The organism is Actinomycetota bacterium (genome assembly GCA_030019255.1).
Classification (GTDB): domain Bacteria; phylum Actinomycetota; class Geothermincolia; order Geothermincolales; family RBG-13-55-18; genus Solincola_A.
This window is the reverse complement of the sequence record JASEFK010000004.1, coordinates 210,791-235,568: the sequence shown is the minus strand read 5'-3', so window position 1 is coordinate 235,568 and position 24,778 is coordinate 210,791. Positions and strand designations below refer to the sequence as shown.

Annotated in this window: 21 protein-coding genes; 10 read left to right on the top strand and 11 right to left on the bottom strand. The window is 64.5% G+C overall.

Annotated elements, in window-relative coordinates; all coding sequences use genetic code 11:
* Positions 1-2 precede the first annotated feature (2 nt).
* From QME84_05315 to QME84_05290, 6 genes are all read right to left on the bottom strand, one after another.
* Positions 3-458, bottom strand: a complete 456-nt coding sequence (locus QME84_05315; GenBank protein ID MDI6873684.1) for a HyaD/HybD family hydrogenase maturation endopeptidase — start codon at positions 456-458, stop codon at positions 3-5.
* A 197-nt stretch (positions 459-655) separates the two neighbouring features.
* Entirely contained in the window at positions 656-1,807 is a 1,152-nt protein-coding gene (locus tag QME84_05310) for an RnfABCDGE type electron transport complex subunit D (protein MDI6873683.1), read from the bottom strand.
* Positions 1,808-1,813: 6 nt separating this feature from the next.
* The gene (gene rsxC, locus QME84_05305; protein MDI6873682.1) at positions 1,814-3,139 is read right to left on the bottom strand and encodes an electron transport complex subunit RsxC; all 1,326 of its coding nucleotides are present in this window, start codon (positions 3,137-3,139) and stop codon (positions 1,814-1,816) included.
* Positions 3,139-3,639 (bottom strand): hypothetical protein, encoded by a 501-nt coding sequence (locus tag QME84_05300; protein MDI6873681.1) that lies wholly within the window; start codon positions 3,637-3,639, stop codon positions 3,139-3,141. Before QME84_05300 ends, rsxC begins: the two co-directional genes overlap by 1 nt.
* Positions 3,640-3,655: 16 nt before the next feature.
* Positions 3,656-5,251 carry a nickel-dependent hydrogenase large subunit gene (locus QME84_05295; GenBank protein MDI6873680.1) on the bottom strand — a complete coding sequence of 532 codons (1,596 nt, stop codon included), beginning with the start codon at positions 5,249-5,251 and terminating at the stop codon, positions 3,656-3,658.
* Entirely contained in the window at positions 5,251-6,363 is a 1,113-nt protein-coding gene (locus QME84_05290) for a hydrogenase small subunit (protein MDI6873679.1), read from the bottom strand. The genes QME84_05295 and QME84_05290 overlap by 1 nt, the downstream gene beginning before the upstream one ends.
* 857 nt (positions 6,364-7,220) lie before the next feature.
* Here QME84_05290 and yedE point away from each other — a divergent pair.
* From yedE to QME84_05275, 3 genes are read left to right on the top strand one after another with little or no spacing between them, the layout of a single operon-like run.
* Positions 7,221-8,315, top strand: a complete 1,095-nt coding sequence (gene yedE / locus QME84_05285) for a YedE family putative selenium transporter (GenBank protein ID MDI6873678.1) — start codon at positions 7,221-7,223, stop codon at positions 8,313-8,315.
* A gap of 47 nt (positions 8,316-8,362) precedes the next feature.
* The gene (locus tag QME84_05280) at positions 8,363-8,581 is read left to right on the top strand and encodes a sulfurtransferase TusA family protein (protein ID MDI6873677.1); all 219 of its coding nucleotides are present in this window, start codon (positions 8,363-8,365) and stop codon (positions 8,579-8,581) included.
* Between the two features lie 44 nt (positions 8,582-8,625).
* Complete coding sequence (locus QME84_05275) at positions 8,626-8,898, top strand: DUF3343 domain-containing protein (protein MDI6873676.1); 273 nt, start codon at positions 8,626-8,628, stop codon at positions 8,896-8,898.
* A gap of 78 nt (positions 8,899-8,976) precedes the next feature.
* Here QME84_05275 and QME84_05270 read toward each other — a convergent pair whose 3' ends face one another.
* Positions 8,977-9,369: an OB-fold domain-containing protein gene (locus QME84_05270; GenBank protein ID MDI6873675.1), complete on the bottom strand. Its 393-nt coding sequence runs from the start codon at positions 9,367-9,369 to the stop codon at positions 8,977-8,979.
* 116 nt (positions 9,370-9,485) lie between these two features.
* Positions 9,486-10,670, bottom strand: a complete 1,185-nt coding sequence (locus QME84_05265; GenBank protein MDI6873674.1) for a thiolase family protein — start codon at positions 10,668-10,670, stop codon at positions 9,486-9,488.
* A gap of 767 nt (positions 10,671-11,437) precedes the next feature.
* Between QME84_05265 and QME84_05260 the strand changes: the two genes are divergently transcribed.
* Entirely contained in the window at positions 11,438-12,847 is a 1,410-nt protein-coding gene (locus QME84_05260; GenBank protein MDI6873673.1) for an FAD-dependent oxidoreductase, read from the top strand.
* Between the two features lie 431 nt (positions 12,848-13,278).
* Here QME84_05260 and QME84_05255 read toward each other — a convergent pair whose 3' ends face one another.
* Together QME84_05255 and QME84_05250 are read right to left on the bottom strand one after the other, a co-directional pair.
* Positions 13,279-13,668, bottom strand: a complete 390-nt coding sequence (locus QME84_05255) for a response regulator (GenBank protein ID MDI6873672.1) — start codon at positions 13,666-13,668, stop codon at positions 13,279-13,281.
* Positions 13,669-13,995: 327 nt separating this feature from the next.
* Positions 13,996-15,306, bottom strand: a complete 1,311-nt coding sequence (locus QME84_05250) for a HAMP domain-containing sensor histidine kinase (protein MDI6873671.1) — start codon at positions 15,304-15,306, stop codon at positions 13,996-13,998.
* 376 nt (positions 15,307-15,682) lie between these two features.
* Here QME84_05250 and QME84_05245 point away from each other — a divergent pair, with 376 nt between their 5' ends.
* The 4 genes from QME84_05245 to QME84_05230 all read left to right on the top strand — a co-directional run bounded on the left by QME84_05245 (position 15,683) and on the right by QME84_05230 (position 19,990).
* A complete protein-coding gene (locus QME84_05245; protein MDI6873670.1) occupies positions 15,683-17,335 on the top strand; it encodes a glycerol-3-phosphate dehydrogenase/oxidase in 1,653 nt (550 codons plus the stop codon).
* A gap of 355 nt (positions 17,336-17,690) precedes the next feature.
* A complete protein-coding gene (locus tag QME84_05240) occupies positions 17,691-18,401 on the top strand; it encodes a methyltransferase domain-containing protein (GenBank protein ID MDI6873669.1) in 711 nt (236 codons plus the stop codon).
* Between the two features lie 319 nt (positions 18,402-18,720).
* Positions 18,721-19,503, top strand: a complete 783-nt coding sequence (gene thiM / locus QME84_05235) for a hydroxyethylthiazole kinase (GenBank protein ID MDI6873668.1) — start codon at positions 18,721-18,723, stop codon at positions 19,501-19,503.
* 67 nt (positions 19,504-19,570) lie between these two features.
* Positions 19,571-19,990, top strand: a complete 420-nt coding sequence (locus QME84_05230; protein ID MDI6873667.1) for a DUF169 domain-containing protein — start codon at positions 19,571-19,573, stop codon at positions 19,988-19,990.
* Between the two features lie 300 nt (positions 19,991-20,290).
* On the opposite strand, the gene mnmA is transcribed toward QME84_05230, so the two are convergent.
* Positions 20,291-21,379: a tRNA 2-thiouridine(34) synthase MnmA gene (mnmA, locus tag QME84_05225; GenBank protein ID MDI6873666.1), complete on the bottom strand. Its 1,089-nt coding sequence runs from the start codon at positions 21,377-21,379 to the stop codon at positions 20,291-20,293.
* A gap of 329 nt (positions 21,380-21,708) precedes the next feature.
* Between mnmA and QME84_05220 the strand changes: the two genes are divergently transcribed.
* Positions 21,709-22,152 carry a MarR family transcriptional regulator gene (locus QME84_05220; protein MDI6873665.1) on the top strand — a complete coding sequence of 148 codons (444 nt, stop codon included), beginning with the start codon at positions 21,709-21,711 and terminating at the stop codon, positions 22,150-22,152.
* Between the two features lie 151 nt (positions 22,153-22,303).
* A complete protein-coding gene (locus QME84_05215) occupies positions 22,304-24,703 on the top strand; it encodes an MMPL family transporter (protein ID MDI6873664.1) in 2,400 nt (799 codons plus the stop codon).
* Positions 24,704-24,778: the final 75 nt, after the last annotated feature.

Here is a 24,778-nt window from a genome sequence, read left to right as displayed (position 1 = left end):
ACTTACCCCTCCTTCACTTCCTCCTCCACCAGGCGGCACACCACAGGAAGCGCCGCCTCCACCTCCGGGGAGAGGCCACTGCCCAGGTCCAGGCTCTTCACTTGGACGGCGATGATTATTATCTCCCGCGGGCACTGCTCCAGCAGTTGCGCGGCGCCTACCAGCTCGTAGAGCCCGAGGTCGTGAAGGGACACGGGTGGCGAGGTTCCGGCACGCGGCACCTGTCCGGGAGAGAAGCGGAAGACCGCCCCCGGCTCATCGCCGGCGTCCACGGCATCTATGAAGATCGCCTTTTCCTTGCCCTCCAGGTAAGGGAGGAGGTCCAGGCCCAGTACGCCTCCCTCCACCAGCTCCACCTCCCCGGAGAGCCTCTCCCTCAGGCGGCGGACGGCGTAGATGCCCAGGCCGTCATCCCCATGGAGGAGATTCCCTATTCCTATGACCACGAAATGAGACATTATCCCTCCCAAGGGGTCAGGTCTTGAATTTTGATACCCCCGGGGGTATCGAATGGAACCTGTTGATAAGGAATAAAGTCCTGGATTTTGCGCTTACTCAAGGAATCTTACATGGTCGGCTACCTGGAATGCAAAATTCAAGACCTGACCCCATAAAAAAGGACCCCCGGGAAATCCCGGGGGTCCCTCTTTCCTTTTCAGGCCTGTTTTTTCGCAGGCTCCGGAGCCGGTTCGGGCAGGACGGGAAGCTGGTTGAAAACCTTCGCTCCCACCTCGCCGAACTTGGGCACCGCGATGTAGCGGTCGATGACCAGGGTGCCGATGTTCCAGAGGAAGATGGCGATGGCCACGCCCTCCGGTCGCAGGCTCCAGAACCTCATGATGAACACGGTGGCGCCTATTCCCACGGCGAATATCCACTTCCCTCTCCTGGTCACCGGGCTGGTCACCCAGTCGGTGGCCATGAAGAAGGCTCCCAGGAACAACCCCCCGGAGAAGAGGTTGTATATGGGATGATGCCAGGTGACCAGGGTGAGCAGGAAGAAGGTACCGATGATGCCCACCGGGATCCTCCAGTCGATGGTGCGCCGCCACAGGAGGTAAGCCGCCCCGATGAGCAGGGCCAGGATGCACACCTCGCCGATGCACCCGCTCTTGGCCCCCAGGAACAGGGACCAGAAGGAGGGCTTTCCTCCCGAGTTCAACCAGGTGGCGCCCACCGGTGTGGGCCCGGCGACCATGTCCGGCAGCCACTTACCCGACTTGAGCAGCGCCAGAGGAGTAGCCGCGGTGGGGATGTCCACCGGGTTGCCGGCCAGGGTCTTGTAGACCACCCTGCCCACCGCGCCCTCGTTGATGCTGGTGGCGATGGGGGTGAAGAACCCGGAGGTCTTCCAGAAGAAGGGCTTAACGAACTTGGTGGTGTACACGGCCAGGGGCGAGAACCACAGCAGCACCCGGGCGAAGATGGCCGGGTTGAAAATGTTCTTGCCCAGGCCGCCGAAGAGCTCCTTGCCGATGCCCACCGCCAGGAAGGCGCCGATGGCCACCACCCACAGGGGGGTGGTCGGCGGGAGCAGGAAGGCGAAGAGCACCGCGGTCACCATGGCGCTGTAGTCCGAGAGGGTGGGCTTGCGCCGCATTATCTTGCGCATGACCACCTCGGAGAGGGCCGCGGTGATGCAGCTCACGGCCAGGATGTACACCACGTTGAACCCGAAGACCACCAGAGCCCAGACCGCGGCCGGGGTCAGCGCGATGAGCACGTCCTTCATGGCGCGCTGAATGGTCTCGTCCTTCTTGTGCAGGTGAGGAGAGACGGTGACCAGCATCTTGTCCGCCACTTTCATCACCCCCTATCTCCTCTTCAGGGCCGCGATCTCGGCCTTTGCCTTGCGCACGTACTGCACGTGCGGGATGTAGGCGGGACAGGTGAAGGAACAGCACCCGCACTCGAAGCAGTCCAGGGCTCCCCACATCTCCGCCCGGTCCCACTGCTCCTTCTTCACCGCCTGGACGACGAAGTTGGGTAGGAGGAACATGGGGCACACGTCCACACACTTGCCGCAGCGCACGCATTCCTCTTCCGTCCCCACGTCCACCAGCTCGGAGGTGAGGACCACTATGCCCGAGGTCCCCTTGACCACCGGGGCGGAGGTATCCGGCTGGGCCCACCCGGTCATGGGTCCTCCCATGATCACCTTCCCCGGCTGGCCAGCGAAGCCCCCGCAGGCCTCGATGAGGGTGGAGATGGGGGTCCCCACCCGGGCCAGGAGGTTGGCCGGGTCCTTAATCCCCTGTCCGGTGACGGTAAGCACCCGCTCGTAAAGGGGCTTCCCCCAGGCGCAGGCCTCGTAGAGGGCCACCGCGGTGCCCACGTTCTGCACCAGGCAGCCCACCTCGGAGGGGAGCTTGCCCGGGGGAACCTTCCTCCCGGTCAGGGCGAAGATGAGCATCTTCTCCGCCCCCTCGGGATATTTGACCTCCAGGATGTCCACCTCGACGCCCGCTTCGCCCTTGGCCGCCCCGCGAACGGCGTCCACGGCGTCCATCTTGTTGGCCTCGATGCCGATGATACCCCGCTTGGCGTTCACCGCCCGCATGAGCAGCTTCAACCCCTGCACCAGGTCATGGGGCCGCTCCAGCATGACCCGGTGGTCGCAGGTGAGGAAGGGCTCGCACTCGCAGGCGTTGATGATCACCGTGTCCACCGGCTTGTCCTTGGGCGGGGTGAGCTTGACGTGGGTGGGGAAGGCGGCTCCTCCCATGCCTACCAGCCCCGCCTCCCGGGCGATATCCCTTATCTCCTGGTCGGAGAGGGCGGTGATGTCCCGGTCCTGCTTGGTGAACTCCGGCTGTTCCGCGTCCGGGGTGATCACCACGCACTTCACCTTGGCTCCGGTGAAACCGGTGACCTCGGTGATGTCCTTCACCATGCCGGCCACCGAGGCGTGCACCGGTGCGGAGACGAAGGCCTCGCTCGCGCCTATCTTCTCCCCCAGCTCCACCCGGTCCCCGGGCTTGACCAGGGGCTCGTTGGGGGCCCCGATGTGCTGCTGGAGGGGGATGAACACCTCCGAGGGCACCGGCGCCGGGCGGATAGCCTTCCCCGAGGCCAGCTCCTTGTTGTAGGGGGGATGGATGCCTCCCTTGAAGGTCTTGTAGGTCGCCTTTCCAGACATCACTTCACCCCCTCTTCGCCGCTCGCCGCCCGCAGGCGGGGGAAGCGCTCCGACTTGGCCCAGCGGGCGTACAGGTAGATCACGTTCAGCAGGAGCACTATCCACAGGAACACGGAGTACACCTTCCAGGTGCCGGCGATTCCGCCCAGCCCGTCCACCAGGCCCCGCAGCCACCCGTTGGGGTCATAAACCGCGAAGCTGACCAGGAAGTACCAGATGGCCAAAAGAGCCAGGACGGCCCGGAAGATCCCCAGCGGTTCTTTCCACCCCTTGGGCCGGCCCAGGGTGGAGTAGTAGAGGTACACCCCGGCGGTGAGGGCCACCACCCAGATGGAGGCCAGGCCCAGGTTCTTGGCGATGCTCATCTGCCAGGGATACCTCCACCCGGATAGGAAGGGGTGGAAGTTATTGAACCCGGTGTAGATGGACACCGCCAGCGCGCTGAGGTAGGCGGCGTAAATGACCTTCGCCGGGCCGGGTACCTTGATCTTCTCCTTCATGGGTACCCCCCCTTCCTCAGACCACGCGGAATTCCTTGACGCCATTGTGCTCGGGGTGGATGACATGGATGGCGCAGGCCAGGCAGGGATCGAAGGACCTTACGCAGCGCACCACGTTGATGGGATTTTCCGGGTCGGGAACCGGAAGGCCGATGAGGGCGGTCTCGATAGGTCCCCGGTTGCCGTTCTTGTCCCGCGGAGCCGCGTTCCAGGTGGTGGGCACGATGCACTGGTAGTTGTCGATGACCTTGTTTTTAATGTGGATCCAGTGCCCCAGGGCGCCGCGCGGACCCTCGACCATCCCCCGGCCGTAGGCCTCGCCCGGGATGTCCTTCTTGTCCCAGATCTTCTCGCCCGGCTTGAGCTCGTCCAGCCACTTGTCCATCTCGTCGGCCAGGAGCTTGCACTCCAGGGCGCGCATGGCGTGGCGCGGCAGGATGCCGAACTTCCCGGCCTGCACGCAGGCGTCCACCGCCGAAGCCAGCCCCAGTTTTTCAATCAAGGGCATGAGCTTCTTTTCCTTCCTCTTGCCGGAAAGCTCCAGCCCAGCCAGCACCAGCATGCGGGCCATGGGGCCCACCTCCATGGGCTTGCCGTCGTAGCGCGGGGCCTTGAGGAAGGAGTAGGCGCCCTCTTTGTGCACATCGGGCTCGGTCATGCCCTCCCTGGGATGCAGCCAGTCCCCCTCGTCCTTGTACCAGGAGTATTTCACCGACTCGGTGATCTTGTCCTCGTCGAGCTCGCCCACCGCGGCCACGTTGTTCCCGGTGATGAACCCGCGGGGCAGGAACTTCTCCGCGCCCTTGGAGTCCTGGTCAAAGCCCCCGTAGGCCAGGTAGTTGCCGCCGGAGTCGCCCGCGGTGAGGAAGGGGGCGTAGGCGGAGACGCCGGCCACGGTGAGTATGTCCTGGATATAAACGTTGTCGATCCACACCCGCAGCTCGTTGAGGCGGGCCCGGAAGGCGGCGATGTTGGACACCGTGGGATGCACGGTCACGCCGCCGGGAACCGTCCCCACGAAGCTGGGCATGCGGCCGTAGAAGATGGAGAGCATCTCCTGGGCCTTCTTGCGCATCTCCAGGGCCTGCACGTAGTGGTTGACCAGGATGGCCGCCAGCTCGGGGTCGCTGACGTAGTCGTCGGACTCGTAGCGGGGAAGGAAGGGATAGACGTCCCCCGCCTTGGCCAGGGCGGCTATCTTGTCCCGGAGGGCCGCTAGGGCGGGGTCGTTCCCGGTGTACTTGGCTACCGCGGTGACGTCTACGTAGTCCAGGGCGGCCAGGTGGTAGAAGTGCAGGATGTGGGACTGGATGAAGTTGGCCCCCAGGCACAGGTTGCGGATGATGCGCGCGTTGTCCGGGAGCTCCACGCCCAGGGCGTCATCCAGGTTGTAGGAGGCGGCGGTCCCGTGCACCAGGGGACACACGCCGCAGATGCGCTCCGTGACCTGCTGGGCGTCGAAGGGATGCTTCCCCTTGAGGAGCATCTCGATGCCCCGGAACATGGTCCCCGAGGACCAGGCGTCCTTGACCACGCCGTTCTCCACCTCCACGTCGATGCGGAGGTGTCCCTCGATGCGGGTTACCGGGTCTATGCTGATGAGCTGGGCCATCAGGACTCACCTCCCTCGGGCTCCTTCTTGCCGAGTTGCTTGTACAGGTAATGGGCGCCGATGCCCACCGCCGTGGCCGCCGCGCCGATCCACCCCAGGGTGTCCACCATGGGGGTGAGACCGGCGAAGTGGACCTCCGGCAGGGGCTCGTAGAGGGGCGAGAGATCCTTGTAGAAGGAAGGCTCGGCGCACCCGTGGCAGGGAGCGTTGGCCCCCACGCACCAGTTGACCCCGGAGTTCCAGCGGCGGGTGGGACAATCGGCGTAGGTCACCGGGCCCTTGCAGCCCAGCTTGAAGAGGCAGAGCTTCATATCCGGGTTGTCGTCGTTCCAGTCCTCGAGGAACAGCCCGGCATCGAAGGCCGCCCGCCGCTCGCAGTTCTCGTGGATGAGCTTGCCGAAGAACATCTTGGGCCGATTGTGCCGGTCCAGCTCGGGGACCCTCTTGTTGATGAGGTAATCCAGCACCGTTCCCACGAACCAGTCCGGGTGAGCGGGGCAGCCGCCGATGTTGATGACCGGCTTGTCCTTGGCGATCTCCTTGACGATCTCCTGCACCGCCTTGGTACCGGTCACCGAGGCGTTGGCCGCCGGTATGCCGCCGAAGGAAGCGCAGTTGCCCAGGGCCACCACCGCGGCCGCGCCGGGGACCAGCTCCTCCATCCAGGCGGTCATGGGCTTGTCCTTGCGGCGCTGATAACCGTTGAATGAAACCGTCTCCTTCTCCAGGCCGAAGGTGCAGTACTCGCCGCCCTCGGCGGTGGGCACCGGGCCCTCCACCACCAGCACGTACTTGCCGGCTAGCTCCTTGGCCGTCTCCTCCAGCACGCCGAAGGCCTTGTCCCCCGCCGCGGCCATCACCGTGGGATGGTAGCGCACGGAGAGCTTGTCCAGCACGATCTCCGCGGCCATGGGGTAGTTGGTGTTTAGGAACGAGACGGAACATCCCGTGCAGTTCTGCCCCTGTATCCACAGAACGGGGGGCTTCCCGGAGGAGAGTTCCTCCAGGGCCTGGGCGATCTGCGGGATCAGGGATTCGCTCAACCCCAGCAGGGCCGCGGTGGCGCCGGCGTACTTGAGGAACTGGCGCCTGGTCACACCCTTCTTCTCCACCAACCTTTCACCTCCTGTACGACTCATTTCCGCAACCAAAGGGGTCGCCGGTTTGGACCTATAAGAAATGCCCGGAGGGACGGGATCGACCTAGGAAAGTGGGGGTTTCCTGGGATCGTGCGGAAGGATACCGCTCCCGCCTTCCTCCGGGCATGATAAACGAGAGGAGTACACGCTTCCCGCGTGTTTCCACGCCTTCCATGTGCGCTTCCACGTCTCAGGCCTCGAACCTTTCCGCACTTCCAGCGGTTCGCCCGCCGGAGATCACGTCCTCTTCAACGGTCAGTGCGACGCTCTCCGAAGCCCGCACGGGCTCATCTGGAGGGCCCGATTAACATATACGGCGATGTTCGTCGTTTCCCGTTCCGCATGAAGGTAATTACCATATTTTTCCATATATCGTTCAAATTCTAATTCCCTTCCCTTTTCCAAATTTCGCGCCCACTCAGCCCACACCCGAGATCCGCCGGGCGCCTCGGCCTGAATGAAAATAATGCAGTTAGGATTTCGCTTCTTACCCGACCTCGTCTTTGAGGGTTTCTGTCAGCGGAAACCCACTTTCCTCAGGTCCTTTAAATTTGCTAACAGAAAAAATCATGCCTGTCAAGTTAAGCGGAAAGGATGGTTGTTGCCCAAAAATACTCTCGAACCGGTAGCGAAATTTTAATTTTTTATTTATAAATATTATAAAATTTATTAATTAAGGATCGTCTTTCGAAAGGTGGTGATGCCCGTGAAATCTCCATTCGGCCCGTGCGCAGCCCGCGGGAAGGGAGAGACGCCCGTAAAAACTCGCGTATCGGTAACCCGTTCCGCATAGGAATCGAACGTTCCGGAAGGGGGTTCAAGTGGAAAGGATCAACAGGTTCTTCCAGTCGCGCTGGGGTATCGTCTCCGTGGGGCTGGCCATAGGCATCCTGGCTTCCACCCTGCAGAAACTGGGCAATCCAAAGAACATGGGGATATGCGTGGCCTGCTTCGAAAGGGACATAGCGGGTTCCCTCGGCCTCCACCGAGCCTCAGCGGTCCAGTACTTACGGCCGGAGATCATGGGCTTCGTCTTCGGGGCCATGATCGCCGCCCTGCTCTTCCGCGAATACCGGGCCAGGGCGGGTTCCGCTCCCGTCATCCGCTTCATGCTCGGTTTCTTCGCCATGGTGGGGGCACTGGTCTTCCTGGGATGCCCCTGGAGGGCATTGCTACGCCTGGCGGGAGGCGACGGAAACGCCATCCTTGCCCTGGCGGGACTGGCCTGCGGGGTGGGCATAGGCGTCATCTTCATCAAGCGCGGCTACAACCTGGGGCGGAGCCGGAAGTCCAGCCCCATGGTAGGAGCGGTCATGCCTCTCATTATGCTCGGACTCCTCCTGCTCCTGATCATCAAGCCGGTGCTCTCCACGGGCGCTCCCTTCTTCAGCACCGAGGGTCCGGGCTCCCAGCACGCCAACTACCTGGTGGCCCTGGGCATCGCCGTGGTCATCGGGTTCATCGCCCAGAGGACCAGGTTCTGCACCATGGGCGCCATCCGCGACGTGATACTCATGCGGGATTTCCACCTCATGAGCGGCGTGGTGGCCCTCCTCGCCGGGGCCTTCGTCATGAACCTCATCTACGGACAGGCGCACTGGGGTTTCGCCGGACAGCCGGTGGCCCACACCAATCAGCTCCTCAACTTCGGCGGCATGCTCCTGGCCGGGCTGGCCTTCGCCCTGGCCGGAGGATGTCCCGGCCGCCAGCTCTTCCTCTCCGGGGAGGGGGATGGAGATGCCGCCATCTTCGTGCTGGGCATGATCGTGGGCGCCGGATTCGCCCACAACTTCGGGACGGCCGGGACGCCCTATCCCAACAACCCCGCCAACTGGGGCTGGGGACCGGCGGCCGTGCTTGTGGGCCTTGTCTTCTGCGTGGTCGTCGGGCTGACCATGCGCGGGGAGGCGCCTGCCAAGGCCTGAGGGAAGGCAAGGAAAGCGTATTCATTCTTCGAGCGGAGGTGAACCGGATGGAGCGCCTGGACTGCCGGGGGCTTTCCTGCCCCCTGCCGGTGGTGGAGACCCGCAAGTATCTGGAAAAGCTGTCCAGCGGCGGGAAGCTGGAGGTCCTCGTGGATACCGGAACCGCCCGGGATAACGTCTCCCGGCTGGCCGCCAGGGAGGGCTGCCAGGTGGAGGTAAGGGAGACGGAAAACGAGGAGTTCATCTTGACCATCACCAGGAAATAGCGGTCCCCGCCGCACGTAGTCCGAACGTCTGCAGGGGTTCCACGATGGCTGGCGGCAGGGGATTGAGGGGGAGGAAATCCAGGGACCTCTTCGGAGGGGAGCCCACCCGCGTGGCCCTCTTCCATTCCATGCACCACGCCATCAGGGCGGAGAAGCTGGCCGCCGGGGACGGGCTCACCGTGAAACTCATTCCCATACCCCGCCACCTGAGCTCGGACTGCGGAGTATGCCTCCGGCACCTGGCCTCGGAGAGCGAGCGCCTGCGGGAAGTGCTCGAATCGGGGGGCGTGGATTACGACCGCTTCGAGAATTACTGAATCTCAAAGCGGGTTTTCAGCGCGGGAATCGCCTGCTCGCCAAGGCGGTACGTTAATCCGCCTGAACGGCGGCCCCGTTCAGCCATCCTCGACGGGGCGGAAATGGTGGAGGACGAGTCCGTCCGGGGAGGTCCAAGTGTCGAAGGTCACCCGCTGCCCGATGTGCAGATCCTCGTAGGGGGCGTCGATGCGGGTGAAGACGTGACCCACCCCCTCCAGCTCCACCAGCCCCAGGACGTCCGGCTTGCGGCAGCGCATGGCCGCCTCCTGCCAGGTGAAGGCCAGGAGGGTGCCCTCGCGGGGCAGGTCCACCCATTCCAGCTCCTCCCCCAGGCATTCCGGGCATACCACGCGGGGCGGATAATGGAGGGTCCCGCAGCCTGAACAGCGGGTGCTCTGGAACCTTCCCTCCGCCAGCTTGGAAAAAAATTCCTCCGCGGCGCGGTCCTGCATGTAAGGCCTGGTGTCCACGGCGCTTCCCTCCACTCAAGTTTTTTCCATTCCCAAACACCTTCGGATGCCCGCGGGAAAGGGCTTAACGCCAAACCATTCGGCATACGAGGTTCGGCGTCCTGTATCCCTCACCCTCAGGCCGTCCCGCGGTCCAGTACCATCACTATCGACCCGTTGATGAACCCTTGCTCCGTGTGGACCAGCCCCACCGCGGCCCCCGGACGCTGCCGCTCCCCGGCCTCGCCCCGGAGCTGGCGCACCACCTCTACGATCTCCAGGAGAGGGGTCACGTAGGCCGGGTGACCCAGGGACAGCCGCCCCCCGCTGGGATTGAGGAGCACCTCACCGCCGTGGGTGGTCCTGCCCTCCCTGACCGCGGCCGGCGCTTCCCCCCGGGGGAAGAAACCCAGCCTCTCGTACATGATGAGTTCCAGGCCGGCGAAGGCCCCGTAGACCTCGGCCACGTCGACGTCCCCCACCCGGTAGCCGCTTTCCGCCAGGGCGGCACGGGCGGCGCGCTCCACGCAGGGGAACTCGTCTATCTCCCCCCGGTAGGGTACGAAATTGGTGGGGTCGTGGGCCTCGGCCACGGCGGCCACCCGCACGGCTCGCTCCCGGTCCCGGAGCAGTTCTTCCGAGACCAGCACCACGGCCGCCGCCCCGTCGTGCATCTCCGAGCTCTCCAGGCGGTGGATGGGAGGGGATACCAGGGGGCTGGAGAGGACTTCCTCCAGAGTCAGTGGCTCCCGGTAGGCGGCCTGGGGATGGCGGAGGGCGTGTTCCCGCAGTAGGACGGCCACCCGGGCCACGTCCTCGGGCGACACGCCGTACCGGTGCATGTACCTCTGTACGGCCATGGCGTAGAAGGGGAGGGGGCTTATCACCCCGTAAGCCGCCTGGTAAGAGTCGTAGAGGGAATTAGCGGCCCTGATGAGGTGGAAGTGGCCCACCACGTCCTTCTGAACCTCCTTCTTGGGGATCTCCCTCTGGGCGGCGTAGACCAGGCAGGAGCGTATCCTTCCCAGGCGGATGCGGTCGCAGGCGGCCAGCACGGCGGCGGTGCTGGAGTTGCCCCCGCTGTCCACGTCCATCATGAAACCGGCGGTGATGCCCAGGTAATCGGCCATCCTCTGGCTGGGAAAACGGCGGAAGTCGGCCATGTAGCCGTGGGGAGTGGTGGCGATGCCCTCCACCTCGCGGGGGAGGAGCCCGGCATCCCGCAGGGCCTCGGCGCACACCCGCGCCCCCAGTTCGTGGGGGTCCAGGAAATGCCTTCCCACGTCGGCCATGGCCACGCCGGCGATATAAACTTCCCTCAAGGCGGTACCCCCTTTCCCGCAAGGACACGATACATCCTGGGCCAGGCGAAGACGCGGCCCGCGCGGTTCCCATCCCCAGCCCCCATTCGCCTCGGAGGACTTTTACCATCCGGCGCTCCTTTTCTCGGCCGGAGTATTTGACTTCCCGCGGAACCGTTCCGCCCGTTGAACGCCTGGATTCTTAAAGCACTACTTCCCCCGGGTCTTCCCCCGGGGAAGAGACCTCGCCTCCGATCCGGGATTTTTCATCAGGATAGAGCTTTTCCCTCGTTTTCCGGAATGCCGCGCCCCCTTGGCGACCTTCGATACAATTATACCCGAGCAAGGGGAAAGGGCGGACGGGCACGGCTTCGCGACCTCACCCGTACCCGCCGTAAAAAGCGGGCTTCGTAAGGGCGCGGGATCCGGGGTCGTTCCGGTCGTGCCTCACCGGCCACGCTCCCATCCCTGCCACGCATTCCGTTTCCGCCCGGACAGCCCACTTGATGGGCCATCAGCGAGAGGGCGCGGTCACCCGGTCTTCCTCGCCTACCATCATCGGCGGGAGGCCGGGCGGGTGGCCGCGCGGTTAAGCGGGTGGCCGCGCGGTTAAGGGAGGCTCGGGGTGGGAATGATAAGAGTGCCCACGCGGGAGAGGGACGGTCACACCTGCCACGCGCGGCGAGGCGGAAAGTAAACGACCCCGCGGGGGAGAGGGATCCGGCCCGGCGGCGCATGCGCCGCCGATGAACGCCGATGAAAATATCGCTCGAAAGGAGTGATGATCCATGGCCCGTTCGCGCAGGATAGTGGTAGTCGGCGGGGTGGCAGGTGGAGCCACCGCGGCCTCCAAGGCCCGGCGCTGCTGCCCGGACGCGGAGATAGAGATCTACGACCAAGACGAGTTCATCTCCTATGCCGGGTGCGGGTTACCCTACTTCATCGGGGGACATTCCCCCAACTGGCGGAGGCTCCTGGCCCGCACCCCGGACGAGTTCCTGAAAAGGCAGGACATCCGCGTCTTCCTCCGCCACCGCGTGAGCTCAATCGACACCGCGAATAAGACCCTCCGCGTGGTGGACCTGGAGGGAGTGAGCGAGCTCTCCATCGAGTACGACGTGCTCGTCCTGGCCACCGGTGCCGCCCCCGTGGTCCCGCCCCTGCCTGGGCGTGACCTGGAGGGGGTCTTCGTCCTCCGCACCCTCACCCAAGCCCTGGAGATGAAATCCTTCATCGACCTCCAGGCGCCGCACCGCGCGGTCATCGTGGGGGGCGGGGCCGTGGGCCTGGAGATGTGCGAAGCCCTGCGCCGCCTGGGAATGGAGGTCCACCTGGTGGAGCTCCTGGACCACGTCCTTCCACCGATGGACGCCGACCTGGCGGGGAAGCTCGGTGAGCACCTGGAGGGCAACGGGGTGCGACTCCACCTGGGGGAGAAGGTGGAGGGCCTGGAGGGAGACGGCGGGGGCAAGGTGCGGCGGGTGGTCACCTCCAGGGGAGCGGTGGAGGCCGAGCTGGTGCTCATCTCCATCGGCATACGTCCCGTGAGCGACCTGGCCCGCCAGGCGGGGATAGAGCTCGGCGCCCGGGGGGCGATAAAGGTGGACGCTTCCATGCGCACCAACGTTCCTGACGTGCTGGCCTGCGGAGACTGCGCCACCACCCTCCACCGGGTGTCGGGAAAGGAGAGCTGGATACCCCTGGGCTCCACGGCGCGCAAACAGGGGCGGGTGGCCGGGGAGACGGCCGCCGGGAACGAGGCTTCCTTCCCCGGGGTGCTGGGGACCTTCGTCCTCAAGGCCTTCGACATGGCCGCCGGGAAGACCGGGCTCAGCGTATCAGAGGCCGCGGACGCCGGTTTCCAGGCCGACGCCGTCACCGTGGAGGACTCCGTCCTCCCCGGTTATTACGCCCGGGAGCTTCCCCGCCTCACCGCCCGGGTGACGGTGGACAAAGGGACGGGGCGGGTGCTCGGGGCGCAGGTGGTGGGCGACCATGCAGCCCAGGTGGATAAGCGGCTGGACGTGTTCTCCCTGTGCCTGGCGGCGGGACTTAAGGCGAGCGACCTCTCTTCCTTGGACCTGGCCTACGCCCCACCCTTCAGCCGGCCGGTGGACATCCCCATCGTGGCCGGCAACCTGGCCGAGGCACGGGTCCTGGGACGGGAATGCACCTGCGACGCCGAGGGCCTCGAATAAACTTCGATGGCCCGCCCCTTTCCCTTTCCCCATCAATACCTTGGGGTCAGTCCCTTTTCATTTCCCAACCACATTCGGTATATTTCTAAATCAGCCCTTTTTCTTTCCCGCGAGAGATTGCGGGGTTCAGCCCCTTTTCCTTCCGGCTCCCTGCGTGGTTAACGGCAGAGTTCTCCGGCTATGCCGGCAAGAAATGCCCGCACGGGCAATCCCCTTCCTGCAACTTCCCACTCCGGGGCCGACCGGGTCGGTCGCAGCGAGCCCTCCTGGCACCGTTTCCTCTTTCCGGGGACGTTTCGTGGAGGCGAGCGAGACAATTAATCCCGGCCTTTTCCGGAAGAAGTAAAAGAGCCAGACCATTACCCAGCGGCCCCTTACCTCATATACCCCCGGGGGTATCAAAATTCAAGACCTGACCCCATGGAGGCTCATTACCCGGAGAGCAGCCTGGAAACCGTTTCCAGGAGCTCATCGGGGTCCGCTGGCTTCTCCAGGTAGGCGGCGTAGTCCATCTTGCGCCCCGTCTCCAGCTCGTAGCGCCGGTTGCTCACTTCCTCCCGCACCGAGGTCAGGATGACCACGGGGATCTTGGACCAGCGCTCGTAGCGGGGATCGCGCAGCATGTCGAAGACGGCGAAGCCGTCCACGTGGGGCATGAGTAGGTCCAGGATGATGAGGTCCGGGTTTTCCAGCTTGATCTTCTCCAGGGCCTCGGCACCGTCCTTGGCGGTCACCACCTCATACCCCTCGTCCTCGAGGAGCATGGAGACCACTTCCACCACATCGGGGTCGTCGTCGGCCAGAAGGATCTTTTTCTGCATCGCGCACCTCCGTCTATGCCGCGTCCTGTACGCCTGGGCTCCACCTCAAGCCCGACGTGCGGGCTCGATTTCGGCGCTCACGGGAATTTGATCGTTCTTCCCACAGCCGCACGAGCGTGTTCTTAAACTTATACCACCGTGATCTCCACGGCCAAATGAACTCGGCGGGTGGGAACCAGAAAGACAATCATCCAGTCCCCATCACCACCGTCGTTTCCCGGCCCCTCCATCGCCCCGGGAGGGGAACCGGCAGGGAAGGCCTCGCATCCCCATCGTCCGCAACGGTTTCCGGGCCCACCACCTTGACGACCAATGCCTTGTCCCTCCTCATGAGCCCCGCGCCCCCGCACTGCCCTTGAACGGGGCCCCCTCACCCGCCTCGCCCATCTTCCAGCGGTCCTCCAGGTCGCAGGTCACGCCTACGGGGATGGTGAAGGTGACCCTGGTCCCCCTGCCGGTCTCGGGCACCGGGCTCTCCGCCCATATCTCACCGTGGTGCATCTCCACGATGCGCTTGCATATGCTGAGCCCGAGCCCGGTCCCCTCCGGGGACTCGGGATCCCCCTTGAAGAACTCCTCGAAGATGTGGGGCAGTTTCTCGGGTTCGATGCCCTTCCCCTCGTCCTCCACGCTGACCACCACCTGGTCGTTCTCCCGGCGAGCCCTTATGGTGATGCGGCCTCCCCGCGGGGTGAAGCGCACGGAATTGGAGACCAGGTTGAGGATGAGCTGCTGGAGGCGGATGTCCGAGGCGAAAACCTCCGGCAGGGGGTGTTGTATCTCGGAGACCACGTGTATGCCCCTCGGGTCGGCCAGCTCGTGGGCCATCTCCACCGCCGCGGACAGCACCTCCTCCCAGGAGACCTCCTTGAGCTCCGCCAGCACCTGGCCACTCTCCAGGCGGGAGAGCTCCAGGAGGTCGCTTATGAGTTCCATCATCCCGTCGATGCGCTGGATGCTGCGCCTTATCCCCTGCAGCATGCGCTCGTCCAGGCGGTCCGAGGCCTTGCGCAGCAGCATCTTCAGGTAACCCTGGACCGCCACCAGGGGCGACTTGAGGTCGTGGGTGACCATGGAGAGGAAGCTCAGGAAGTGGCGCCTTTCGTCCCGCATGCGCACCAGGGTCCGGCGTGCCTCCTCGGCGTCCCGGGCCACCGTCTCCCGTTCCTCGGCCATCTCCAGGATGGCCCCGCAGAGCTCGGCCACGGAATTGAGGAAGTCAAGGTCCTCGCGGTCGAACTTCCGGGGCTCCCCGAAGTACAGGCGCATCAATCCCCGCACTCCCCGACGCTCGCGGAAGGGCAGGAAGACGATGGAGGAGATTCCCTCCCGCCTCAACTCCTCCCGGCGGACGATGCGCGGGTCCCCGGTCGCATCCCAGACGAAGAGGGGATTGCCCTTCAGTACCTGGCGCAGGGCATGGTCGGCGATCACCTGGCCCTTCTGCAGGTAAGCCTCCCGGATCCCACAGCTCACCCGCGGGACGAGCTCGCCGTCCCGCTCGCGCAGGGTGAAGAGCGTGCAACCCCTGGCCCCCGTTCCCCGCGCGGTGGCCTCCACCAGGGAGCGGATGATGTTCTCCACCCCGCCCGCCGAGACCACGGAGCGGGCTATCTCCTGGATGATCTGCTGGCGCAACCCGCTGCCCCCGTTCTCCTGCCGGGCCCGGGACCCCGGGCGGATGCCCGCCTGGTTGGACTCACCGCCACGCCCGGGCCGCGGAAACCGCCCACCGCCCTCCGCCCGAACCGCCCGTTAAAGGCCCTGGAAAGGGTTGGAAACTCACGGCGCGACTTGATCTGCTGAGCGGTGTTGCGAAGGTGCCTCCATCTTTTCCTTGGCAGTTGTAGATTAATTATAACCTATATTTCCCGCTGTCCTCGCGATTTCGCACTCGCAACCGCGGCAACCCTTTTCCCCCGGTCCGCGGCTCCGCCCGTCCGGTCCCGAGGCATCAAGGGACCGCATGGGCTATCATGTTTCATAGGACGGAGCAGGAGAGAAGGAGTTGAAGATGTTCTCGAAGCAGCGCAGGGAAGAGAATCTGAAAAGAGCGACGGCGGAGACATTCGACGTCCTGGTCATCGGGGGAGGCATCACCGGCGCCTGCGTGGCCCGCGACGCGGCCCGCCGGGGTCTGTCCACCGTGCTGGTGGAGAAGAACGACTGGGCCTTCGGCACCAGTTCCCGTTCCTCCAAGCTGGTCCACGGGGGACTGCGCTACCTGGAGCTATTCGATTTCAAGCTCGTCTTCGAGGCCTGCCGGGAAAGGAGGCGCCTGCTGGTCAACGCCCCCCACGTGGTGTGGCCGCAATCCTTCATCTTCCCCGTGTACAAAGGGGACAAGAACCCCCTTTTTATGATCGCCATGGGCCTGTGGCTCTACGACATCCTGGCCCTCTTCCGCAACGTGCAGAATCACCAGCTGCACGGCTCCCGGCGCATACTGGAGGTGGAGCCGGAGCTGGACCGGGAGCGCCTCAAGGGTGGAGGCCAGTTCTACGACTGCGCCACCGATGATGCCCGCCTCACCCTCTCCCACGTCCAGTCCGCCCACCTGGAGGGGGCCTGCTGCCTGAGTTACGTGCGGGTGACCGATTTCCTGCGCCGCAACGGGGCGGTCTGCGGTGTCCGCGCCCGGGACGAGATAGGGGGGCGGGAGCTGGACATCGAGGCCCGGCTGGTCCTGAACTGCACCGGGCCCTGGACGGACTTCGTCTGCCGCCTGGACGAACCCGGCGCCGCCCCCAAGCTCCGTCCCACCAAGGGTTCCCACGTGGTGGTGCCCTGGGAACGGGTCAAGGCCTACAACGCCATGCCCATCCTCTCACCCCGGGACCAGCGCATGCTCTTCGTGGTCCCCTGGCGGAACTTCACCATCATCGGGACCACGGACACGGACTACGAGGGGGACTACGACCACGTCCGCGCCTCGCGGGATGACGTGGACTACATCCTGGAAGCCGCCAACCGCGCCCTACCCCGCGCTCGGCTGGACTACGACGACGTGCTCAGCACCTACGCCGGCCTGCGCCCCCTGGTTCTGGAGGGAGGGGGCAAGGACGTCAAGGAATCCCAGGTCTCCAGGGAACATTCCATCTACGAGAGCCATTCCGGGCTCCTCTCCATTGCCGGCGGAAAGCTGACCACCGCCCGCTCCATGGCCGAGGAGCTGGTGGACCTTGCCGTGCGCCGGCTGGAGGAAAGGCACGGCATACGGGGCATCCCGAGGTGCACCACCAGGAACGCTCCCGTCTTCGGAAAAGACGGTAGGGACTTCTCCAGGCGACTGGAAAGACTTGCCAGGGAGGTACGGCTGGAAGACAACGTCATTCACAGGCTCCAGCTCCTGGGAACGGGTGCCCTGAGGGTACTGGGCATTATGGCCGAGGACCCCTCTCTGTCCCGCAGGTTGGGCGAGGGCTTACCTTATATCGAGGCCCAGGTGGTCTACTCCGCCCGGGAGGAAATGGTGATCAACCTGGAGGACTTCATGGTACGCCGCAGCCTCATCTTTTACGAGGACCGGGAGCAGGGCCTGGGGTGCGCGGAAAGGGTAGCCGAGCTTCTGGGGCGGGAGCTGGGATGGAGTGAAGATGAGAAAAGGCGCCAGGTGGAAAGTTACCGACGGGTGGTGGAACTCTCCCGCGCCTACCGGGAGGAGTGAACCCTCCTTCATCCAGCGACCGGGACAAGCCGGGAGGAGTCGAGGACAACGGGTTTCAAGAAAACGGTGAAAGGATGGGGACATGATGCCCGGCGCCTCTGCTGGAGGGAGAGACCTGGGTACCGGCCTCGCCGATCAGCCGTTCCCCCTTCCACCCAACGGAAGGATCATCAGGGAACCGGCACGCAGGGAAGCGGTCGTGTCCGTCGTCCTCCCGGCCCGGACGAGGGTTGAAAAGCGACCCGTCCACCCCATGGAAAGCGGTGTACGCCTGCGTCAACTTCACGGAATGAATGGCCCAGGTCAGGGCTGGGAATAATGGCCATAAGAAGCAGGAAGCGGTGAAGGAGGCCGGTTGGGATTCTGGGACGAGTTCGAAGGGGATTACGAGGGCCTGTTTGACAAGGATCCCATGTACCAGGAGGCCCTGGACACGATGCTGAAGCTCGCCGGCGACCTCTCCGGAAAGCGGGTGCTGGACCTGGGCTGCGGGGCGGGTGTCTTCCTCTCCCGCCTGGCGGAGGCCTTCCCCGCCGCCGAGCTCTACGGCGTGGACCCCTCGGAGAAGATGGTTCAGCGTTGCGAGCGCCGTTTCCGGGACAACGGGCGGGTGCACATCCTCCAGGGAAGCGCCATGCGCATCCCCCTTCCCGCCGAGCATGTCCACGTCGTACTCTCCAACCTGGCCCTGCACCACGTGCTGCCGTCCGAAAGGCCGTTCTGCGCCCGGGAGATAGTTCGCGTACTTCAAACGGGCGGAAGGCTGGTCTACGCAGACATGTTCTGCGACGTGGAGGGTCCTCCCGAGGACCCGGACCGTTGCCGGGACATCATCCGCAAGATGGTGGGAAAATCCCTCTACGACCTGGACCATGGGGCGTACCGGACTATGCTTCTTCACCTCGGCGACTTGCCCGCCGTTCTCAGGGAAGAGGGCGAATACTTCACCACCGACCGGATCTGGCGACAGGCCTTCCTCGAGGCCGGCCTGCACGGCCTGGAGGTTCTACCCGTGCCCCCCGCCGAATTCGGATACCGGATAATAACCGGGGTGAAGAAAGGATAAGCATCCAGGCCATCCCGGGGCATGCAATGCAGGGGAAACGGAGAAACCGCATCTAGAAACCATGCGGATTTGACCTTGTCGTGGTAGGTAAGAAATGATACCCGTCCAGGATGGAGCACTGGTCGCCGGGATGGATTCCGGATGCAAGCCGCAGGACTATAATGGAGAGACCGTATCCAGAATGGGAGAGACCGTATCCAGACCGGGAAGTGAAAACCTGGAGGGTTTTGAACTGGTAAAATGCTCCCGGGGTAGCAAATAAGCAAGATCAGGCCCTTTAAAGGAGGGAAAAGTGGGGAGTTTCGACTGTCGCGGTTTTCTGGAGGAAAGGTTACGGTGGGTGGCCGCGCATAAACCGCTGGTGCACCACATCACCAATTACGTGGTTAAGAACGAAACGGCCAATGCCACCCTGTGCCTGGGAGCCCTTCCGGTGATGGCCCACGCCGTGGAGGAGGTGGAGGAGATGGCTTCCCAAGCGGGAGCCCTGCTCATCAACATGGGAACCCCCTACCCGGAACTGGAGAGGGCCATGCTGGCGGCGGGCAGGGCCGCCAACCGCGCCGGCGTCCCGGTGGTCTTCGACCCCGTGGGGGTGGGGGCCACCTCCTACCGCACGCGCCTGGCCCGGAAACTGGTGGAGGAGATCCGCTTCGCCGTGGTGAGGGGCAACGCGGCGGAGATGGCCGTCCTGGCGGGCATGGAAGCGGAGATACGGGGAGTGGAGTCCATCACCGCCGGGGGCGAGGCCGAGGCGGTGGCCCGGAGCGCCGCCTCCCGGCTGGGATGCGTGGCCGCCGTCACCGGGGAGGTGGACGTGATAAGCGACGGCTCGCGCGTCCTGCGCGTCAACAACGGCCATCCCATGCTGGGCAGGGTCACCGGAACGGGGTGCATGGCCACCACGGCCGTCGCCGTCCTCGCGGCGGCGGGCGAGCCTTTCCTGGAAGCCGCGGCCGCCGCCCTGGCCCTCTTCGGCCTGGCGGGGGAGAGAGCGGCGGAGGCCTCCGGCGAGAGGCCCGGCTCCTTCCACGTGGAGCTCTACAACGCCCTCTACGAGCTGAGCACCCGCCTGGACCTGGAAGGCCTGCGCGTTTCCTAAGAACGGCCGTCTCCGCCCGTGGGCGGAACCGGATCACGCGCTGGGAGGGAGAAAATGGAAAGATGGCATAAATTGGGAACACCTCTCCCCGCTCGCCCGCACCCGGGTGGAGCCCCACCTGATAATGGTCTTCGGAAACCCCGCCCAGATAATGCGCCTCGTCCAGGCGGTGAGCAGGTGGACCGGTGAGCGGGTGGCGGAGGATTGCGGCGGCATCGGCGGTTCCTGTAACGAGGGACTGGTGCGGGTATTCCTGGAGGACAGGCCGCGCGTGGCCCTGCAGGGCAACGGGGACCGGGTTTTCGCCGCCACCCAGGACGACGAGCTCCTCTTCTCCTTCCCCGCCTCCTGGGCCGACCGGGTGGAGGAAGGGCTGGAGGCCACCAGCCAACGGGGAATCCGTTATCCCATACCGACCTTCATCAATTACCGCCTCCCCTTCGTGGACCTCATGGCCCGGTACGGGGACGCGGGTCGGAAGGGATGAAGAGGCGAGCCGGTCTCCGGCTCCTACCCGGGTGCCTGGAAGCAGGGCATGCTCGCAAGGCCGTGCCTCGATTGCCACCCGGGCACATGGTCCCTCGCCGCGCTTTCATCCCGCGCGCGACGGAACGGGACAAGCGGGGCTATCTCGAAACCGTGGCTGGGCCGGGGAACCCCGGGCGCTCGGCAGCTCGCCGCCTGCCCGGTTAAGGCAAGGGGTTTACGCTCCCGTGCCTTTACGGTCCCTCGACGCCGCAAGGACCCAAGCCGCGGAAACGCCCAGGTTCCCGGGCAACGAGGCGCGTTATCCTCCCCTGGAGATCACCCCTCCCCCCAGCACCTCCTCATCCCGGTAGATCACCGCGTGCTGCCCAGGGGTTATGGCCCACACCCGCTCGGAGAACTCGAGGGAGAACCCCTCCCCGCTCACCCGCACCCGGCAGGGGACGGGAGGCGCGTTGTAGCGCACCACGGCCCGGGCATGGAAATCTTTACCAGGAGGCCCGCTGCGCACCCAGGAGGCGGACTCCGCCTCCAGCCAGGTCCCTGGCACCTCCTCCTTCTCCCCCAAGATCACCGCTTTTCTCTCCGGGTCCAACCTCACCACGTAAAGGGGGCGGGCCGCAGAAACGCCCAGGCCCCTCCGCTGGCCCACGGTGTAGAAGGCCAGTCCCTCGTGCTCCCCGAGCTGGTTGCCGCGCGTGTCCAGGATGGGCCCAGGATCCAGGCACTCCGGGCAGCTCAGGGCGAGGAAGTCCCGGTAATTCCACCCGGCGAGAAAGCATATGTCCTGGCTCTCCGGCATCTCCTCCACGGGAATTCCCCCCGAGGCCACCCGTGACCTGGCTTCCTCCTTGGTGACCGTCCCGTTAGGGAAGAGGCAGCGCCGCAGTTCCGCCTGCCCCAGGCGGTAGAGCACGTAGGACTGGTCCTTCCTCTCATCCCTTCCCCGGAGCAGGGAGAGGGTGCCGTCCTGGTTCTCCCTTATGCGGGCGTAGTGGCCGGTGGCCACCCACTCCGTCCCATACTCCTCGGCCGCCCGGAACAGGGCGGGGAATTTCACCCGCCGGTTGCACTCCACGCAAGGGTTGGGGGTTCTTCCCCTCAGGTACTCCGCCGCGAAGGGCTCGATCACCTGCGCGCGAAACTCCTCCCGCAGGTCAAGCACCCGGTGCTCCAGGCCCATAGCGGCCGCCGCCCGGCGGGCCAGCTCCACCTGTCGGTCCTCCTGCCCCTCGAGGGGGCCGCCGGGCTCGTCGCCACCGCGTCCGAAGACGAAGGTCACCCCCGTGACCTCGTACCCCTCTTCCAGCAGGGCGATGGCCGCCGCGGTGGAATCCACGCCCCCGCTCATGGCCACGACCGCCCTTTTGGTTCCCTTCCCGCCAGTCATGAACTAATGATAATCCACGCCGGGGAAGGAGTGCGAAACGCAACCCCTGGAGAAAAGGCCCTGGCGGCGAAAGGTCGTGGCCTGGCTCCCTCCGGGCCTTTCCGGGCAACCCCACGCGCCATGACCGACCCGGTGCGCCGCATGGTCAAGGCGGACCCTACAGGGGCCGAAAGTCTAAAATGACCATCTCATCGGCCACTCCGAGAGGGAAGGGAAGGAGGCAGGAAGAATTCGTCTCCCCGGGCGAAATCCAGGGTTGACATCGGGCATCCCCAACTTTTATTATCTAAACTAAATTTTGTTAAAAACAATATTTAACAAAAGCAAAAATGGAGAACGGGGAACTTGAAGACGTGGCGCGGGAATTCCTGGAGACCATGATCCGGGTGAATTCTCGCTTTCGCGAGGAACGCGTGTGGAGGAGGACGGAGGACCTCTCCCTTCCTCAGTTCTTCCTCCTGAAGCATCTTCACCGCCACGGACCGGCCCGGGCGGGGCAGGTGGCCAGGGGACTCCGCGTGTCCCAGGGGGTCATCACCCGCATGGTCGACCGCCTTGTGGAAAAGGGATTGGTGTCCAGGTACCGGGACCCGGAGGACCGCCGCGCCGTGCTCCTCTCCCTGACCACCCGGGGCAAGAGGATGGTGGCCAGGCTGGAGAGGGAAAGGTTGGAGGACATCAAGGCCTTTCTTGCCAGCCTTCCGCCGCGGGAGAAGGAGGACCTCCTCGAGCTCTTTGGAAGGATCAGAAACTACTTGGAAAGCAGGGCATGAAGGTGATGGAAACCCGCGGCAGGAAAAGCGTACCTGCGCGTCGGCTTCAAAGTACCCCCACCCGGGGAAGCGCGGAGAGAGCACGGGTTACCGGGAACACTACGAGTTTGAACAGGAGACGGTTAAAGGTTCGAAAGGAGAGAGGGAAGGAATGGTAGAGAAGCTCTTCCGTGGGTTGGCCGAACAGAGCGAAAAAAGGCCCGTCATGGTGATTCTGGTCATCCTGGCGATTACGGCACTGGCCATCGTGGGCATGGGCTTCATCAAGTCCGAGTACAGCTACAAGGCCATGCTCCCCAAAAAGCTGGAGTCGGTCAAGGCCTACAACGAGGTGGAGGAGATCTTCGGAGGTACCAACGAGGAACAGGTGATGCTGGAAGGAGAGGCGCTGGAACCCGCGGTCCTGCGCAAGGTGGCCGGCTACAAGTCCTTCCTGCAGGGAAAACCCGATGTCTGGGAGACTTTTATCACCGACGTCATCACTCCCCTGGACGAGATGACCTTCTATATCCAAACCGCGGCCGGTCCCCAACCCACCGATCAGCTCCTCCTGGAAAAAACGGATACCCTGAGCGACGAGGAGCTGGCGGCCCAGGTTAACCTGAACCTCATCGCCGCCTCGGAGAGGGCCAAGGTCCTGGGCATGCCCGGCGCCGGCGTTCAGGGGATCTCCCAGGACGGAAGGGCACTGCTTATAACGGCGCGCGTCAACCCGAAGAAGGACACCATGGAACAGAGCAAGCTGGTTGATTCCTTCGAAAAATACACCCGGGAGTACTTCCAGGGCCTGCCGGGCATCACCGTTTACGAGAGCGGCAACGCCTCCCTTAACCGGGACGCCAACCGGCAGACTATGAAGGAGACCCGCCTCCTCTTCGGCATTGCCCTGGTCTTCATCCTCCTGGTCCTCTTCCTGACCTTCCGTAGGGTAACCGACGTGCTGCTCACCATCATGGTCATCCTGGTGACCATCATCTGGGTCATGGGGCTGTCCGGCTGGCTGGGCTTCCCCTTCTCCTACCAGAGCACGGCCATCATGCCCCTGCTCCTGGGCATCGACATCGCCTACGCCATCCACGTCCTCTCCCGCTACTACGAGGAACGGCGCGGAGGGAGCGACCCCTACGTCTCTTCCACCAAGGCCGTGGTGACCACCGGGGTGGCCGTCTTCCTCACCGCGGCCACCACCGCCTTCGGTTTCGCCTCCTTCTCCATCTCCAACATGCCCACCATCGTGCAGTTCGGCATCCTCTGCGTGGCCGGGGTGATCTTCAGCTTCCTGCTCTCGGTCACCCTTCTCCCGGCCGCCATCGTGCTCCGCGACCGCAGCCCCAAAGCCCAGGAGAAATGGGAGCGCAGGAACCGCAGGCGCGTGGAGCGTTCCGGTGAGACGTGGCTTGATCGTACCCTGGCCGGGATAGCCGTGCTCTCCGAGCATCACCGCCTGGCGGTGGGTATCGTGACCCTTCTCATCCTAGCCATCTGCGGGGTGCTGGCCTTCAACATCTCCACCGAGGCGGATCTCTCCAAGATGATGAAGGCCGACACTCCTTCCATGAAGGCCATGGAGGTCATCAACAACTATTTCGGCGGGCAGAACGTGGCCTTCGCCCTGGTGAAGGGGGACATCCTGGAGCCGGGGAACCTCGAGGCCATGCTCCGCTATGAGGAGGAGATATCCTCCACCGGACTGCTGGACGAGCACGGCGACCTGCTCATCGACCGCAACCGAGTGACCAGCATCGCCGACATCGTGCTCAAGGCCAACCGGGGAACCATCCCCGGCAGCAAACAGGAAGCCGTCTCTCTGCTCATGAAGATGAGCGGCAACGGAGGCGGGTCCGGCATGCACCTCATAAGCCAGGACGGCCGGACGGCCATGATCAGCGTGCGCGTGGCCAGGGGTTCCCAGACTGACATGGAAAATATCGCCAAGATAATGCGGGAGGCGGGCCGGGAGATCTTGGAGGAAAATCCCTCCCTGGAGATGACCTACAGCGGTCTCCCCATACTCATGAGCGATCTCTTGGCCTCCATCGTCCCCACCCAGCTCAAGACCTCCGGGCTGGCTCTTCTCCTCTGCGCCCTCATCGTCATCCTGGTCTTCAAGTCCGTCTTCCTGGGCCTGGCGGCCACCAGCGTGGTCTTTTTAGGCATCGCCCTGGAAATCGGAGCCCTGGTCATCCTGGGCTGGTCCCTGGACTTCATGACCGTGATGATCTCCTCCCTGGTCATCGGGGCGGGGATCGATTTCGGCATCCACGTCACCCACCGCTTCCGGGAGGAGTGGCACGGAGGGGTGGACGTGGACGAAGCCATCCGGAGGACCGTGGGTCACGTGGGGAAGGCCCTGGTGGCCGCGGCGTTCACCACAGCGGGGGCCTTCGCCATCATCGCCGTGAGCGACATAACCCCGCTGCGGCGCTTCGGGGGCATCACTGCCCTCTCCCTGACCTTCGCCCTGTTGGCCTCGCTCCTGGTCCTTCCCTCCATCCTGGCCTGGTACGCCAACCGGATGGAAAGGAAGAACAGGCGCTGCGCGGCCGCCTGAGTGGGCGCGGGATCCCCGGGACGGACGATCCATCTCCTTGGGGGTACTGCGGCGCCACCGGCTCCTCCGCTATGG